Source organism: Pseudomonas sp. 05N431, from assembly GCF_056397005.1.
On sequence record NZ_JBFTMN010000024.1, the window covers coordinates 1 to 14,975 of the forward strand.

Below are 14,975 nucleotides of genomic sequence, written 5' to 3' on the forward strand. Positions count from 1 at the left end.
TCCGGTGTCCATCAGGGGGCATCGCCTACGGTCTGCTGCGCGACGACCTCCTCTCGATGTGTCCGGCTGCGCCGTACGGCGCTGCGCGCCCACCCCCTGATGAACACCTCCACTCGGCCTCCCGAAGGGGCGGGTGGATCAAGATCAACAGCGGCAGGCGAGCTAACGCTCGGCCTGTTGAGTGGTTAGGGCGCCGCTGGTGATCTTCTTCGGAGCTGCCGCAGGCTGCGATCTTTTTGTTCAGCGGTGCGTAGCAATCCAGATCAGCAGTCCCGCCTGGAACACCGAAAACGCCACCAGACAGGTGATGGTGAAGCGTAGCCCGGTGTCCTCGCGTTTGTATTTGCTGACTTTCTCTTCCTGCTTTTGCAGTTTGACTTCCTGCTCCGCCAGATTCTGCTCGGCTTGCTGCAGCATCTGCGCGGCTTCGAGGATTTCCACGAACTGCAGTTTTTCGGAGTTCCAGTCGCCGAGCAGATCGCCGACTTTTACCTCTTTGACGCTGCCCTTCAAATGCTGGGCGTCGGCGTAGACCACGTCAAAGCCGTGCACGCGCAGGAAGTGGTCGCGGCGCAGGCGGGTGTCTTCGTTGAGGGCGTCCTTGTTGTTCAGGTCCGCACCGTCGACGGTGTAGCTCGACCACTTTTTCTTCGCCCACGTAATGCCTTGAGCCGCCAGAAAACGGCCAATGCCACGGTTCAGCGGTTCAATCTGCAGACCGCTGTCGGGGCCGAAGTGCACGCGACGGGTCTCGTGATCGACCCAGACATCCAGGTGGTTCTGTTCTTTGCGCACCCGTTGGCCAGGTAGCGAAATGCTCATGCGCAGCAGGCTGCGTTCTTTGCTGTTGCGCTCGGCATAGCCAAACTCGACAAAGCGCAATGGCCGGCCACCGGTCGCTCGATCGGTTTTCAGCGGCGCCAGGCGAAGCATCTTGTGGTGCTCGGCCTGGACGTCCGACCACGGCAGGTCGACCACTTCAGTGGCGGCGGCTTCTGGCGCGGTGTCGGGTGAATTCTGGGTATCAGTCATAACGGCGAGATCCTGTCCAAGCCCTGCTTGGCGGTAGCCAAATGGGCTGCCGACACAGGCTTATCGGCCGTTTTTTCCAGGACTGGAGGGTAAAATCGGCTTAACTGGGGCGAAGTCCGTCAATAAAGCTCAAGATCTGAGTCCCGAGCTCGACGGCGAGGGGCAGTTGCGGGTCTTTGTAGGAGGCCAATTGACGCTTGATGTCATTGGGTACGATGCGCATCACGTGGTTCATGCCTTCGATCAGCGCCAGTTGGGCATCCGGTTTCGCCGCTTTGAGCATCCGTGCGTCACCGACGCCGACCTGCATGTCGTTACTGCCCTGGATGATCAGCGCCGGCATTTTCAACTTGGCGAAGGCCGCTGCCGGGTCCTGGCGAAACAGGGTGATCAGGTATGGTTGCACGCTGGGACGGAAGATCACCTGCAACGGCGTCGGAACATGTTCATCGACATGCCCGGCCTTGAGGCTGTCCAGCAGCTCATTGCTGCGCAGCAGCAGATCGGGTGGCATTCGATTGCTCAATTGTTGACGCAAGACCTGGTCTACCGGTCGGGCGCTGCCGGACACGGAAATCACTGCGGCGGCATCGACTTGCGGGGCGGCGAGCGTGGCCACCAGCGCACCTTCACTGTGCCCGAGCAGAATCAGCGGCCCCATACGCGGGTCGGACTTGAGCTTTTGCCCCCAGGCCACCGCGTCGGCAACGTACGCTTCAAGGGTCAGATTGCGTTCATCCGGGGTCGCCGCGAGGCTGGCTGCTACGCCGCGCTTGTCGTAACGCACGCTGGCGATGTTGTGTTTGGCCAACACCCAGGCCAGGCGCTTGAGGCTGTCGTTGTTGCCGCCCTCCGGGTTATTGCCGTTGCGATCCGTGGGACCCGAGCCTGAAATGATCAGCACAACCGGCACCGGGCTCTCGGACTTTGGCAGCAACATCGAGCCGAAAAGCTCGCCGCTGCCGGTATCCAGACTGACCGGACGTTGCAGAACGGAGGCCTGAACCATATTGGCAAGCAGGCCGGTAAACAGGGTAAGGCTCAAGGCAATAACTCGCAGCATCATCACGCCATCATTCAGAAGGTGTCGGTTGGACTCGAAGGCACCAATAAGGTTCGAGGATGAACTAGTTGGATAGCCTGCGTATACTCGCCGACATTACATTTTCAGGTTGAGTCACTCAGCGAATTCACGGAGCGTCCTGCATGTCCGGCAATACCTACGGCAAGCTGTTCACTGTCACCACCGCGGGCGAAAGCCATGGTCCGGCGTTGGTCGCCATTGTCGACGGCTGCCCGCCGGGCCTTGAGCTGTCCCTGGAAGACTTGCAGCGTGATCTGGATCGCCGCAAGCCCGGTACCAGCCGCCACACCACCCAGCGCCAGGAAGCCGACGAAGTCGAAATCCTCTCCGGCGTGTTCGAGGGCCGCACCACCGGTTGCGCGATTGGTCTGCTGATCCGCAATACCGACCAGAAGTCCAAGGACTACTCGGCGATCAAGGACCTGTTCCGCCCGGCCCATGCCGACTACACCTATCACCACAAATACGGCGAGCGCGATTACCGTGGCGGTGGCCGCAGCTCGGCGCGGGAAACCGCCATGCGTGTGGCCGCGGGGGCGATCGCGAAAAAGTACCTGGCCACCCAGGGCATCGTCATTCGCGGCTACATGAGCCAGCTTGGCCCTATCGAAATCCCGTTCAAGACCTGGGACTCGGTCGAGCAAAACGCCTTCTTCAGCCCCGACCCGGACAAAGTGCCAGAGCTTGAGGCCTACATGGATCAGTTGCGCCGTGACCAGGATTCGGTCGGCGCGAAGATCACCGTGGTCGCCGAAGGTGTGAAACCGGGTCTCGGCGAGCCGATCTTCGACCGCCTCGACGCCGAGCTGGCCCATGCGCTGATGAGCATCAACGCGGTCAAAGGCGTGGAAATCGGTGCCGGTTTCGCCAGTGTCGCCCAGCGCGGCACCGAGCACCGTGACGAAATGACCCCCGAAGGTTTCCTCAGCAACAACGCGGGCGGGATTCTGGGCGGCATCTCTTCGGGGCAACCAATCGTTGCGCACCTGGCACTCAAGCCAACGTCGAGCATCACCACGCCGGGCCGTTCGATCGATATCCACGGCAACCCGGTGGACGTCGTTACCAAGGGCCGTCATGACCCGTGCGTTGGCATCCGTGCCACGCCGATTGCCGAAGCGATGATGGCCATCGTGTTGATGGATCACCTGCTGCGCAATCGCGGGCAAAACGCCGACGTACGCGTCAGCACCCCGGTGCTGGGCCAGCTGTGAAGCCGTGCCCTGACGTCGCCGCGGTCTGACGGCCGTGGCGGCGCTTCCATACTGGCGGTTGTCCAGCTTCTATCTGTTCTATTTCGCCTTGCTCGGTTCGACCGCGCCATTCCTGGCGCTGTACTTCGATCACCTGGGGTTTTCCAGCGCGCGCATTGGCGAACTGGTGGCGATCCCGATGCTGATGCGCTGCGTCGCGCCGAATATCTGGGGCTGGCTGGGTGACTACACCGGCCGGCGCCTGGCCATCGTGCGCTTCGGCGCGATCTGTACGCTGCTGACCTTTTCGCTGATCTTCGTCAGCAAAAGCTACGCCTGGCTGGCGATGGTCATGGCGTTGCATGCGTTCTTCTGGCACGCGGTATTGCCGCAGTTCGAGGTCATCACCCTCGCACATTTGCAGGGCCAGGCTTCGCGCTACAGCCAGATCCGCTTGTGGGGGTCGATCGGCTTCATCATCACCGTGGTCGCCTTGGGGCGGTTGTTCGAATGGTTGAGCCTGGACATCTACCCGGTGACGCTGGTGGTGATCATGGGCGGAATAGTCATCAGCAGCCTCTGGGTGCCGAACGCCCAGCCGGCGCAAGGCAATCGGCTGACGGGCGAGGGCTTTCTCAATCAACTGCGCAGCCCCGGTGTGTTGGCGTTTTACGCCTGTGTGGCACTGATGCAGATGAGCCATGGGCCGTATTACACTTTTCTGACCCTGCACCTTGAGCGGCTGGGTTATAGCCGCGGTGTGATCGGCATGCTCTGGGCGTTGGGAGTAGTGGCCGAAGTCCTGATGTTTTTGTTCATGAGCAAGATCCTTGCGCGCCTCTCGGTGCGCCGGGTGCTGATGGCGAGTTTCCTGCTGGCGGCGTTACGCTGGCTGCTGCTCGGCTCGTTCGCCGAATTCCTGTGGGTGCTGCTGTTTGCGCAGATTCTGCATGCAGCAACTTTCGGCAGCTTTCACGCCGCTGCCATCCATTTCGTGCAACGTAGCTTCGGCGCACGCCAGCAAGGGCAGGGGCAGGCGTTGTACGCAGCACTGGCCGGCACCGGCGGTGCGTTGGGCGCGTTGTATTCCGGTTACAGCTGGAATGCCCTGGGCGCTACATTGACCTTTAGTATTGCCAGCCTCGCAGCGTTCGCTGCAGCCGTTATCATTGCCACACGTATGCAAGAGGACAGGCCATGAGCCTTACCCGTGAACAGCTCGCCCAGCAAATCATCGACGCCGGGCGTTTTTTGTATGGCCGAGGCTGGTCGCCCGCTACCAGCAGCAACTATTCGACACGACTGTCGGCCACCGAAGCCCTGTTGACCGTTTCCGGTAAACACAAAGGGCAGTTGGGAATTGATGACGTGCTGGCCACGGATATGTCGGGCAACAGCCTGGAGCCTGGCAAGAAGCCGTCCGCTGAAACCCTGCTGCACACCCAGCTATATAATTGGCGGGCCGACATCGGTGCGGTGTTGCACACCCATTCGGTCAATGCCACGGTGTTGTCGCGGCTGCTGCAGAGTCCGGTCATTACGTTTGAAGACTACGAGCTGCAAAAAGCCTTCAGCGGGATCTCGACCCATGAATCCAGGGTGCGGGTACCGATCTTCGACAACGATCAGGACATCGGGCGCCTGGCGTCCAAAGTCCAGCCATGGCTCGACGACCATCCCGAGTGTGTCGGTTACCTGATTCGCGGTCATGGCCTCTACACGTGGGGCCCGAAGATGAGCGATGCGTTGCGGCAGATCGAAGCGTTTGAGTTCCTGTTTGAATGCGAGCTGAAAATGCGCGCGTTGATTAACCGCTAAGGCTTACTTCACCTGAAGTCGCCAACCGTCTGATGAAACGCGTTGCCTGACCGGCCTGTAAAAGCCGGACGGCAGCGCCGCTAACGAGGAATTGCCAACATGAGCAGCCTGTCCGTTTACCACGTTTCAAGCCCGGACCTGCCGAACAAGGTCCTGACCCACTTCGACGATATCGCCTCGACCCTGGCCGAAAAAGGTGTGCGCTTCGACCGTTGGCAAGCCGCGGCGAAGATCCAGCCAGGTGCCAGTCAGGAAGAAGTGATTGCCGCTTATCAGGTGCAGATCGACCAGTTGATGACCGAGCGCGGTTACATCACTGTCGACGTGGTCAGCCTCAACAGCGATCACCCGCAAAAAGCCGAATTGCGCGCCAAGTTTCTGGAAGAGCATCGCCATGGAGAAGACGAAGTACGATTTTTCGTCGCGGGCCGTGGCCTGTTTACTTTGCATATCGACGACTACGTGTACGCCGTGCTCTGCGAGAAAAACGACCTGATTTCGGTACCCGCCGGCACTGCACACTGGTTCGACATGGGCGAGCACCCGCACTTCGTGGCGATCCGGCTGTTCAACAACCCCGAAGGCTGGGTGGCCAACTTCACCGGCGACGATATCGCCAGTCGCTTCCCGCGTCTCGAGGACTGATGGCATGACGATCAAAGCCATTCTCACCGACATCGAAGGCACCACCAGCGCGGTGAGTTTTGTGTTCGAGGTGCTGTTCCCCTACGCCGCCAGACATTTGCCGGACTTTGTCCGTCAGCAGGCGCAACGGGCCGACGTTGCCCGGCAGATCGACGCGGTTCGCCAGGACAGCGCCGAACCTGGCGCCGACGTTGAACGGGTGATTGAAATCCTGCTGGGCTGGATTGCCGAAGACCGCAAGGCCACGCCACTCAAGGCGTTGCAAGGGATGGTCTGGGAGCAGGGTTATCAGGCCGGGCAGTTGAAGGGGCATGTTTACCCGGACGCGGTCGATGCGCTGAAACGCTGGCATCAGGCCGGTTATCAACTGTTCGTTTACTCGTCCGGTTCGATCCAGGCCCAGAAGCTGATCTTCGGTTGTTCCGAGGCCGGTGATTTGACGCGGCTGTTCAGTGGCTACTTCGACACCACGTCAGGGCCCAAGCGTGAGGCGCAGTCCTATCAGCGCATTACTCAAGCCATTGGTTGCGAGTCTGCGCAGATCCTGTTTCTCTCCGACATCGTTCAGGAACTGGATGCCGCCCGTGAGGCCGGTATGGCTACTTGCGGACTGGTACGCGAAGGCGGCGAACTCGCCGGGCATCTGAACGTCAGCAGTTTTTCAAAGATCGATCCAGCCACGTTCTGAGTGGCTACGGCTGACTGCAACTCACGTGGTCAGCCGGCTTTCCATCACGGACTAACATCACGGCCAACGCACGTCTGTAGGACGTGTAGGAAGTTGCCTGTTGATAAGTCGGCCATGCCTGTTTGTGGTTTTCCTTACTTGTTTAATCTTTTCCTTGTGTAACTCTTCGGCCCTTAAGTTTGTTCGCTTATCCAGGCACTATTTTGCGCTTGGCAATGGTGCGGACTCCTGGTGAGAGGGCTAAGGATGAAAACACCAAAGCGGGCCGGCACTCCCGTGTTGAAAACACCAAAGCGACAGCGTCCGGATCCGGCAGGCAAACCGCTGAGCAAAAAGGAACTGGAGATTCTGTATTGGGCCAAGGCCGGGAAAACGGTGTGGGAAATCAGCGTGATTCGGGATATTTCCGAGGCGACGGTGAAGTATCACCTGAGCAATATCTACTCCAAGCTCGAAGTCACCAACCGTGCCCAAGCAGTCGGCGAGGCGGTTAATCGTGGCTTGTTGAGCTGAGCTCAAAACGCACTCAGGCCGTGCAGCGCAAGGCTTGCACGACCTGAAAGGTGTGAGCGGTTGGTACTTATCTCGAGTGATAGGTCGGCAAGGCGAAACGCTGCTGGCTTTGCAGCATCGAAATCTGCGGCAGTTCGCTGGCCTGTTCGGCCAAGTCACGGCGAATGGCACTGATTACCCAGGACAGTTGATCGCCGGCATGCAATTGAGCGTATGAAATCGAGCGTTTGAACACTCGGCCATCGCTGCTATTGAGCGTCAGCAGAATACCGCCGTCAGGGCGTGCTTGCGTGGTGACGTCGAAGTTGGAGAACAGGGACGAAAATTTTTCCTGGATCAGGCTCATGTCGATCAGCTCCGTATGCACTTGAATGGCAAGCATGGAGTGATAGGTGCACTGATTGTGCCAGTATGAGTGTTTAAAAAAATCCTTATAAATCAATATTATATAAAGCGTGAATTTTTTCGGCATCGTGCATTCTGCATGAATGGCCATCGTGCATCCTGCATTTTGCGCGCTCGCGGCAGTATCGACCCGGATACAAAACATTTCAAAAACCGCGTGTACAGCGACACAAGTGCGGGCGTACTTTTTGGCCTGCATCAACTCTTCTGGCTCTTTTATTGAATCTCTAGCGAGAGGTTATCTGCCGTCCCTCATTCAGGAATGAAGTTGCCTGAACACCTGCGACCAAATGTTCGCCCGACAATAACAAAACAGGCCTGACATCAAGGACCGAACGGGAGCAACCATGAGTCTCGCGTCAAACGACATGATCACCTGGGGCATGATGCTCCGTAAGTTGCCGTCTATTGCCAAAGCCCTGCCACGGGTGGTCAGGGGGCTTAAAGTCGCCAATGTCAAACAGCCGGATCAACCTTGCGGCCTTGGTTGGAGCTTCGAGCAAGCGACGCATCGCAATCCCAATGGCCCGGCGCTGCTGCAAGGTGAGGTCAAACTCAGTTATGCACAGGTCAATCAGTGGGCCAACCGCATTGCTCACTACCTGATTGCCCAGGGTATTGGCAAAGGTGATGTGGTCGGGATCTTCATCGAAAACCGTCCGGAACTGCTGGTCACCGTGCTGGCAGTGGCCAAGGTTGGCGCGATCAGCGCCATGCTCAATACCTCGCAAACCCAACAGGCGCTGGTGCACAGCGTGAATCTGGTGGCTCCGGCGGCAATCGTGGTGGGCGAGGAGTTGGTCGAGGCGTATTCGACGATCCGCGAACAGGTTGCCATCGATACCGCGAGAACCTGGTGGGTGGCCGATCAGGACACCTCCCGTGATCCCGGCTCGGTGCCCGCAGGCTTCATCAATCTGATGCACGCCAGCACCGATTGCCCGAGCGACAACCCGCTCAGCAGCCAGCAGGTGTACCTCAACGACCCTTGCTTCTATATCTACACCTCCGGCACGACCGGATTGCCCAAGGCCGGAGTGTTCAAGCATGGCCGCTGGATGAAGACATCCACTGTTTTTGGCTTGGTCGCCCTGGATATGCGCCCCGACGATGTCGTCTATTGCACCTTGCCGCTGTACCACGCCACGGGATTATGCGTGTGCTGGGGCTCGGCAATTTGTGGGGCGTCGGGCTTTGCCATTCGGCGCAAATTCAGCGCCAGCCAGTTCTGGAACGACGCACGCAAATACCAGGCGACCACCATCGGCTACGTCGGTGAGTTGTGCCGTTACCTGATCGATCAACCGCCGAGCGCCGCCGACCGTGATAACGCGGTGGTGAAGATGATCGGCAACGGCTTGCGCCCCGGCGTCTGGAGCGAGTTCAAACGGCGCTTCGGGGTCAAGCATATCTGTGAGCTGTACGCCGCCAGTGACGGCAATATCGGTTTCAGCAACATCCTCAACTTTGACAACACCATCGGCTTCTCGCTGATGTCCTGGGCGTTGGTCGAGTACGCCCACGACAGCTGTACGCCGATCCGCAACAGCAAGGGTTTCATGCAGAAAGTCGGCAAAGGCCGGCAAGGCCTGTTGCTGGCAAAGATCGATGACAAGGCGCCGCTCGATGGCTACACCGACCCGCAGAAGACCGAACAAGTCGTGCTCCACGACGTCTTCGAGAAGGGCGATCGCTACTTCAATACTGGCGACTTGTTGCGCAGCATCGGTTTTGGTCACGCTCAGTTCGTCGATCGCCTTGGCGATACTTACCGCTGGAAGGGCGAGAACGTGTCGACCACCGAGGTCGAGAACATCCTCTTGAAGCACCCCCATATTGCCGAGGCGGTGGCCTATGGCGTCGAGATCAACAACACCAATGGCCGCGCTGGCATGGCTGCGATTACCCCGGCTGAATCCCTGGCGACCCTGGACTTCCGTGAGTTGCTGAGCTTCGCTCGCCAACACCTGCCGGCCTATGCGGTGCCGTTGTTTTTGCGGGTGAAAGTGAAAATGGAGACCACCGGGACCTTCAAGTACCAGAAGACCCGCCTCAAGGATGAAGCCTTCGATCCGCGCAAAACCGGCAACGATCCGGTCTACGCCTGGCTACCGGGCTCGGACACTTACGTGCAGGTCACCGAACAGGTACTGGCGGATATCCACGCTGGTAAGTTCCGTTATTGATTCTGGCTATGGCCGGACGAGAGAAAAAAGGAGTGACAGGGGTAAGGGCGCTTAAGGAAACTAACGGCTTTGCGATTGACCGAATGTGGAGTCCCCAATGACAGACAAATCCCGCCAGATGACCCCGGAAGAAGCCGCGGAGTTTGCCGAGCAGGTGTTCAACAAGGCTCGCGATGGCGACGCGGCGATGCTCGCCGCACTGCTGAGCAAAGGCCTGCCGCCGAACCTGCGTAACCATAAGGGCGACACCTTGCTGATGCTGGCCGCCTATCACGGCCACGTCGATGCAGTGAAAGTGCTGCTTGAGCACAAGGCTGATCCAGAGATTCGCAACGAAAATGGCCAAAGCCCGATTGCTGGCGCGGCGTTCAAAGGCGATCTGGCAGTAGTGACCGCCCTGGTTGAAGGTGGCGCCGAGGTTGAAGGTTCGTCCTTTGATGGACGCACTGCATTGATGATGGCTGCGATGTTCAATCGCAGCGCAATCGTCGACTACCTGATCAGCAAAGGCGCTGATCCCAAGGCCAAGGATGCCAACGGTATCAACGCTCTTGACGCGGCCAGGACCATGGGTGCGGCAGACACCACGGCACAGTTGCAGAAGCTGCTCGGCTGATCCGTGGCGAGGAGCGCGCCGCATGACCTGTAGCAGCTGCCGAGCCTGCGAGGCTGCGTTCGGCCGCGTAGCGGTCGTGAAATCAGGTAACGCGTTCCTCCAGGCAGACCGCATTGCATGACTTTACGACCGCTGCGCGCTCGAACGCAGCCTCGCAGGCTCGGCAGCTGCTACGGATGACGTACGAGCGTGATTGCGCTTCCTTGTCACAAGTCTGCGTTCCGACTCCTGGGCTCGGTATCCATTCGCGAATGCGCTATCCTTCGCGCCCTCAAAACCCCTCGCTACAGGATCTGCCCATGAAAGCCGCACTCATCGAACTCATCAGCAAAATCAGCTCCGGCTGCATGAGCGAGGCGGAAATTGTGCAGATCGCCGATGAAGCCGCCCAGGCCTATGCCGATCCCGAGGCGTTCCTGGCGGCCAACCCGGACATCAACTACGACGACACTTTCCCGATCCCGCTGGGTGAGTGGGTGGTGGTCGGCAGCCTGCCGGAAACCGTGCTGTTCCAGGCCGACACCTACATGGACCTGTTCGCGCAGATCGTTGCGTCTTTCGGCCCGGGCGTGGCGTTCAACATCAAGCCCAAGCAACTGGCCAAGACCGAAGCGTTGACTGCACTCAACCGCATCCAAGTCCAGATGGGCAGCATGAACCCGGAAAACGGCGGTTACACGCTGATGAACTTCAGCCAACTGCTCGATGACGAGATTCAGACTGTGCTGGTCTATGGCAACGATGTTCCACGGGTGCTGGAGTTGTGTGCGCACATCGGGATTGCCGCGGCGCCGTCCCTGGAAGCGCTGAAAGTGGCGATTCACGTTTAAGGCTATTACGGCGCTAACCGTAATAAAACGGAGCCATCATCAGGCCCGACTATCCTAAGGGGGAATTTCTTCTTCTGGGAGCGACACCATGGGTGCCACCTTCAATGGCCTGGTTGGCCTGATCATCCTCGCGCTGGATATCTGGGCGATCATCAACGTGCTTAAAAGCGGTGCAGAAACCGGGATGAAAATCATCTGGGTGCTGCTGATTCTCCTGCTTCCGGTGCTGGGCCTGGTTATTTGGGCAATTGCGGGGCCCCGGGGCAACGTGCGGTTCTGACACTGCCCTCAATACCAACACATCACCCTGTGGGAGCGAGCTTGCTCGCGATTGCGGTCTGTCTGCCACATTGGTGCTGGATGGGCCGCCGTCATCGCGAGCAAGCTCGCTCCCACAGGGGTTCACTGTGTACTCGAATGATCTTTGGTTCGACGAAGGTTCGACCTGTCATGTTCGGCGACGTAGAATGCGCGCCTTTCCTTGGACAATCGCCTGCCCAGCGTCTGCGATTGTCCATCATGGGCGGGTAACCGTCCGTTGCCACCAGCATTCACCGGGGGACTTCCCATGAGCACCACCAACACCTGCGAATACCTGGAAACCCTCTACGAAGGCTACGGCCAGCGTTTTCGCATGGAAAAACTGCTGCACGAAGTGCGCACCGAGCACCAGCACCTGGTGATTTTCGAGAACCCGCGCATGGGCCGGGTCATGGCGCTGGACGGTGTGATCCAGACCACCGAAGCCGACGAGTTCATCTACCACGAGATGCTCACTCACGTGCCGATCCTGGCTCACGGCTCCGCCAAGCGCGTATTGATCATCGGCGGTGGCGACGGCGGCATGCTGCGTGAAGTGGCCAAGCACCGCAGCGTCGAACACATCACCATGGTCGAAATCGACGGCACCGTGGTCGACATGTGCAAGGAGTTCCTGCCGAACCACTCCAAGGGCGCGTTCGATGACCCACGCCTGAACCTGGTGATCGACGACGGCATGCGTTTCGTCGCCACCACCCAGGAAAAATTCGACGTGATCATCTCGGACTCCACCGACCCGATCGGTCCGGGTGAAGTGCTGTTCTCGGAGAACTTCTATCAGGCCTGTCGCCGTTGCTTGAACGAAGGCGGCATTCTGGTGACCCAGAACGGCACGCCGTTCATGCAGATCGAAGAAGTGAAGACCACCGCTGGCCGCTTGCGCAGTCTGTTCCCTGACTGGCACTTCTATCAGGCCGCGGTGCCGACTTACATCGGCGGTGCCATGACGTTTGCCTGGGGCGCGACCAACACGGCGTACCGCAAGCTGTCGCGCGAAACCCTGAGTCAGCGTTTTGCCGGCAGCGGCATTATCACGCGCTACTACAATCCGGAAATCCATATTGGCGCATTCGCTCTTCCGCAGTACGTGCTGCAAGCGGTGAACAAGCCAGGTAATGATTAAGCGGTATTGACTGAAAAGGGCCGCGAGGCCCTTTTTTGTGTTTCCAGATATGCGTTGTACGAAATTTTCACAAACGCTCCAAGACAATTCACCCATGCCGATTTAACACTCACCCTACTGTGACTCTTGATCCAGAGCCCTGGAAGCCAGGCTTTGGGGGTTGCTTGCCAGTTATGAATGGCAATGCTGTGAGTGATCGTGCAACATTTGCGCATCGCGCAAGCTCCCGGCCACTTCCTGCAAGTAACCGCAATGAGAGGGCGGAGCGCTCCAACATCTTTGAAACTTCAACTTCCAATGAGTCCTATAAACGACATGGCTAACCCGGACGCCCTGAGTCAGCAGCGAGCTTCGAATCGCTTGCTGCAACCGACCGTCAAATCGCATATGGCGTATACGCTGCTCTGCGCCCTGGTCATGATGGTGATGCTTTCCCTGCTGCGTCTTGCGCTGCTGGTTTACAACCGAGAGATGATCCTTAACACCCCAGCCTCGACCTTCCTCGAAGCTTTCGCCAACGGCTTGCGTTTCGACCTGCGCCTGGTGGTCTACTTCAGCATTCCGCTATTGCTGGCGCTGTTCAGTGTCCGGGCGATGGCGGCCCGTGGTCTGTTCCGGTTCTGGCTGACCATTGCCTCGAGTATCGCGCTGTTCCTTGGCCTGATGGAAATGGACTTCTACCGTGAGTTCCACCAGCGCCTCAACGGCCTGGTCTTCCAGTATGTGAAGGAAGACCCGAAAACCGTCATGAGCATGCTCTGGTACGGCTTCCCGGTCGTCCGTTATCTGTTGGCCTGGGCCGTTGGCACCTGGTTGCTGAGCCTGGCGTTCAAGGGCGCTGACCGTGCAACCCGCCCACGCGGCCCGTTCAGCGGTGGCGCCATCGGCACCCGTCAAGTCGCCCCGTGGTACGCGCGCATTGTAGTGTTCGTGGTTTGCCTGCTGATCTGCGTCGTGGCTGCCCGTGGCACGCTGCGTCAGGGACCACCGCTGCGTTGGGGTGACGTTTACACCACCGACTCGAACTTCGCCAACCAGCTGGGCCTGAACGGCACGCTGCAGCTGGTTGCTGCCGCGAAGAGCCGCATGTCCGAAGAGCGCGACAATATCTGGAAGCCGACCATGGAGCAGTCTGAGGCCCAGAAAATTGTCCGCGATATGCTGGTGATGCCGGACGACAAGCTGGTTGATGCCGATATCGCTGCGGTACGCCGCGATTACACGCCACCGGCCGACAAGACCCTGCCGATCAAGAACGTCGTTGTGATCCTGATGGAAAGCATGGCCGGTCACTCGGTAGGTGCCTTGGGCGCGCCTGGCAACATCACGCCCAACCTCGACAAATTGTCGAAAGAAGGCCTGTTGTTCGACCGCTTCTTCTCTAACGGTACTCATACCCACCAGGGCATGTTCGCCACCATGGCCTGCTTCCCGAACCTGCCGGGTTTCGAATACCTGATGCAGACCCCGGAAGGCAGCCATAAGCTGTCCGGCCTGCCACAGTTGCTCAGCGCCCGTAACTATGACGACGTGTATGTCTACAACGGCGATTTTGCCTGGGACAACCAGTCGGGCTTCTTCAGCAACCAGGGCATGACCAACTTCATCGGGCGTAACGACTACGTCAACCCGGTGTTCTCCGACCCGACGTGGGGCGTGTCCGACCAGGACATGTTCGACCGTGGTTTGCAGGAACTCAAGGCACGCGAAGGCAAGCCGTTCTACGCACTGCTGCAAACACTGTCCAACCACACCCCCTATGCCTTGCCGACGCCATTGCCGGTCGAAAAAGTCACTGATCGTGGCAGCCTGAACGAGCATTTGACCGCCATGCGCTATGCCGACTGGGCGTTGGGGCAGTTCTTTGAAAAGGCGCGTAAAGAGCCGTACTTCAAGGAAACCCTGTTTGTCATCGTGGGCGACCATGGTTTTGGCAACGAGCGTCAAATCACCGAAATGGACCTGGGCCGCTTCAACGTGCCGATGCTGATGATTGCACCGGGTATCCAGGAAAAGTTCGGTCAGCGTGACCACACCGTGGGCACTCAGATCGATATCGTGCCGACCATCATGGGTCGCCTCGGTGGTGAAGTGCGTCAACAGTGCTGGGGACGAGACCTGCTCAACCTGCCGCAAGGCGACACCGGTTTTGGCGTGATCAAGCCATCGGGTACTGAGCAGACCACGGCCATCGTCACGGCTGACCAGATCCTGATTCTGCCCAAGGAAAAGGAAATGGACCCGAAGATGTACCAGTACCAGTTGGGTGCCAACCCGCATGCCGAAGTCATCCCGAATGCACCGCGCACCGCTGAGCTGAAGCTCAAGCTGGAAGCGTTTCTGCAAACCGCGACCAAGAGCTTGCTGGATAACACCGCAGGTGTAACCGAAAGTATGCAGACCAAGTAATACGCCAATAAAAAAAGAGGCCCGCGAGGGCCTCTTTTTTTTTGTCTGCCAAACCTGTCGGCGGGCGGTTCAACCCTGCCGAAAACCCGGCCGGCTCGACGCAATTCCGTGC

General features: G+C 58.8%; 15 protein-coding genes. 12 read left to right on the top strand and 3 right to left on the bottom strand.

Going from position 1 to position 14,975, the window contains the following annotated elements; all coding sequences use genetic code 11:
• Window positions 1-240: 240 nt before the first annotated feature.
• Window positions 241-1,032, bottom strand: coding sequence for a hypothetical protein (locus AC1DIG_RS26710; protein ID WP_477769705.1), 792 nt, complete (start codon window positions 1,030-1,032; stop codon window positions 241-243).
• Window positions 1,033-1,132: 100 nt separating this feature from the next.
• Window positions 1,133-2,143 carry an alpha/beta hydrolase gene (locus AC1DIG_RS26715; protein WP_477769749.1) on the bottom strand — a complete coding sequence of 337 codons (1,011 nt, stop codon included), beginning with the start codon at window positions 2,141-2,143 and terminating at the stop codon, window positions 1,133-1,135.
• Between the two features lie 95 nt (window positions 2,144-2,238).
• Between AC1DIG_RS26715 and aroC the strand changes: the two genes are divergently transcribed.
• From aroC to AC1DIG_RS26745, 6 genes are all read left to right on the top strand, one after another.
• Window positions 2,239-3,330, top strand: a complete 1,092-nt coding sequence (aroC, locus tag AC1DIG_RS26720) for a chorismate synthase (protein ID WP_019693022.1) — start codon at window positions 2,239-2,241, stop codon at window positions 3,328-3,330.
• A 34-nt stretch (window positions 3,331-3,364) separates the two neighbouring features.
• Window positions 3,365-4,510, top strand: coding sequence for an MFS transporter (locus tag AC1DIG_RS26725; protein WP_477769706.1), 1,146 nt, complete (start codon window positions 3,365-3,367; stop codon window positions 4,508-4,510).
• Window positions 4,507-5,127, top strand: coding sequence for a methylthioribulose 1-phosphate dehydratase (locus AC1DIG_RS26730; protein ID WP_145021731.1), 621 nt, complete (start codon window positions 4,507-4,509; stop codon window positions 5,125-5,127). The genes AC1DIG_RS26725 and AC1DIG_RS26730 overlap by 4 nt, the downstream gene beginning before the upstream one ends.
• A 99-nt stretch (window positions 5,128-5,226) precedes the next feature.
• Window positions 5,227-5,772, top strand: coding sequence for a 1,2-dihydroxy-3-keto-5-methylthiopentene dioxygenase (locus AC1DIG_RS26735; RefSeq protein WP_054593491.1), 546 nt, complete (start codon window positions 5,227-5,229; stop codon window positions 5,770-5,772).
• A gap of 4 nt (window positions 5,773-5,776) precedes the next feature.
• Window positions 5,777-6,460 carry an acireductone synthase gene (mtnC, locus tag AC1DIG_RS26740; RefSeq protein WP_477769707.1) on the top strand — a complete coding sequence of 228 codons (684 nt, stop codon included), beginning with the start codon at window positions 5,777-5,779 and terminating at the stop codon, window positions 6,458-6,460.
• A 246-nt stretch (window positions 6,461-6,706) separates the two neighbouring features.
• Entirely contained in the window at window positions 6,707-6,973 is a 267-nt protein-coding gene (locus AC1DIG_RS26745) for a helix-turn-helix transcriptional regulator (RefSeq protein WP_477769708.1), read from the top strand.
• A 67-nt stretch (window positions 6,974-7,040) separates the two neighbouring features.
• Here the strand turns inward: AC1DIG_RS26745 and AC1DIG_RS26750 are convergent, their stop codons facing one another.
• Window positions 7,041-7,319 carry a DUF3509 domain-containing protein gene (locus AC1DIG_RS26750; RefSeq protein WP_024264778.1) on the bottom strand — a complete coding sequence of 93 codons (279 nt, stop codon included), beginning with the start codon at window positions 7,317-7,319 and terminating at the stop codon, window positions 7,041-7,043.
• 406 nt (window positions 7,320-7,725) lie between these two features.
• Here AC1DIG_RS26750 and AC1DIG_RS26755 point away from each other — a divergent pair, with 406 nt between their 5' ends.
• The 6 genes from AC1DIG_RS26755 to AC1DIG_RS26780 all read left to right on the top strand — a co-directional run bounded on the left by AC1DIG_RS26755 (window position 7,726) and on the right by AC1DIG_RS26780 (window position 14,863).
• Complete coding sequence (locus AC1DIG_RS26755) at window positions 7,726-9,564, top strand: long-chain-acyl-CoA synthetase (protein ID WP_477769709.1); 1,839 nt, start codon at window positions 7,726-7,728, stop codon at window positions 9,562-9,564.
• Between the two features lie 97 nt (window positions 9,565-9,661).
• Window positions 9,662-10,180, top strand: coding sequence for an ankyrin repeat domain-containing protein (locus AC1DIG_RS26760; protein WP_054593488.1), 519 nt, complete (start codon window positions 9,662-9,664; stop codon window positions 10,178-10,180).
• A 299-nt stretch (window positions 10,181-10,479) separates the two neighbouring features.
• Window positions 10,480-11,010, top strand: coding sequence for a hypothetical protein (locus tag AC1DIG_RS26765; protein WP_477769710.1), 531 nt, complete (start codon window positions 10,480-10,482; stop codon window positions 11,008-11,010).
• An 88-nt stretch (window positions 11,011-11,098) separates the two neighbouring features.
• Window positions 11,099-11,290: a PLDc N-terminal domain-containing protein gene (locus AC1DIG_RS26770; RefSeq protein WP_477769711.1), complete on the top strand. Its 192-nt coding sequence runs from the start codon at window positions 11,099-11,101 to the stop codon at window positions 11,288-11,290.
• A gap of 288 nt (window positions 11,291-11,578) precedes the next feature.
• Window positions 11,579-12,454: a polyamine aminopropyltransferase gene (gene speE / locus AC1DIG_RS26775; protein ID WP_477769712.1), complete on the top strand. Its 876-nt coding sequence runs from the start codon at window positions 11,579-11,581 to the stop codon at window positions 12,452-12,454.
• Window positions 12,455-12,769: 315 nt separating this feature from the next.
• A complete protein-coding gene (locus AC1DIG_RS26780; RefSeq protein ID WP_477769750.1) occupies window positions 12,770-14,863 on the top strand; it encodes an LTA synthase family protein in 2,094 nt (697 codons plus the stop codon).
• Window positions 14,864-14,975 lie beyond the last annotated feature (112 nt).

What these genes read in the sequence shown, in the direction of transcription:
- AC1DIG_RS26710 (WP_477769705.1), bottom strand. Translation starts at nt 1,032, where the DNA reads ATGACTGATACCCAGAATTCACCCGACACCGCGCCAGAAGCCGCCGCC.
- aroC (WP_019693022.1), top strand. Translation starts at nt 2,239, where the DNA reads ATGTCCGGCAATACCTACGGCAAGCTGTTCACTGTCACCACCGCGGGC.
- AC1DIG_RS26730 (WP_145021731.1), top strand. Translation starts at nt 4,507, where the DNA reads ATGAGCCTTACCCGTGAACAGCTCGCCCAGCAAATCATCGACGCCGGG.
- AC1DIG_RS26735 (WP_054593491.1), top strand. Translation starts at nt 5,227, where the DNA reads ATGAGCAGCCTGTCCGTTTACCACGTTTCAAGCCCGGACCTGCCGAAC.
- mtnC (WP_477769707.1), top strand. Translation starts at nt 5,777, where the DNA reads ATGACGATCAAAGCCATTCTCACCGACATCGAAGGCACCACCAGCGCG.
- AC1DIG_RS26745 (WP_477769708.1), top strand. Translation starts at nt 6,707, where the DNA reads ATGAAAACACCAAAGCGGGCCGGCACTCCCGTGTTGAAAACACCAAAG.
- AC1DIG_RS26750 (WP_024264778.1), bottom strand. Translation starts at nt 7,319, where the DNA reads ATGAGCCTGATCCAGGAAAAATTTTCGTCCCTGTTCTCCAACTTCGAC.
- AC1DIG_RS26755 (WP_477769709.1), top strand. Translation starts at nt 7,726, where the DNA reads ATGAGTCTCGCGTCAAACGACATGATCACCTGGGGCATGATGCTCCGT.
- AC1DIG_RS26760 (WP_054593488.1), top strand. Translation starts at nt 9,662, where the DNA reads ATGACAGACAAATCCCGCCAGATGACCCCGGAAGAAGCCGCGGAGTTT.
- AC1DIG_RS26765 (WP_477769710.1), top strand. Translation starts at nt 10,480, where the DNA reads ATGAAAGCCGCACTCATCGAACTCATCAGCAAAATCAGCTCCGGCTGC.
- AC1DIG_RS26770 (WP_477769711.1), top strand. Translation starts at nt 11,099, where the DNA reads ATGGGTGCCACCTTCAATGGCCTGGTTGGCCTGATCATCCTCGCGCTG.
- speE (WP_477769712.1), top strand. Translation starts at nt 11,579, where the DNA reads ATGAGCACCACCAACACCTGCGAATACCTGGAAACCCTCTACGAAGGC.
- AC1DIG_RS26780 (WP_477769750.1), top strand. Translation starts at nt 12,770, where the DNA reads ATGGCTAACCCGGACGCCCTGAGTCAGCAGCGAGCTTCGAATCGCTTG.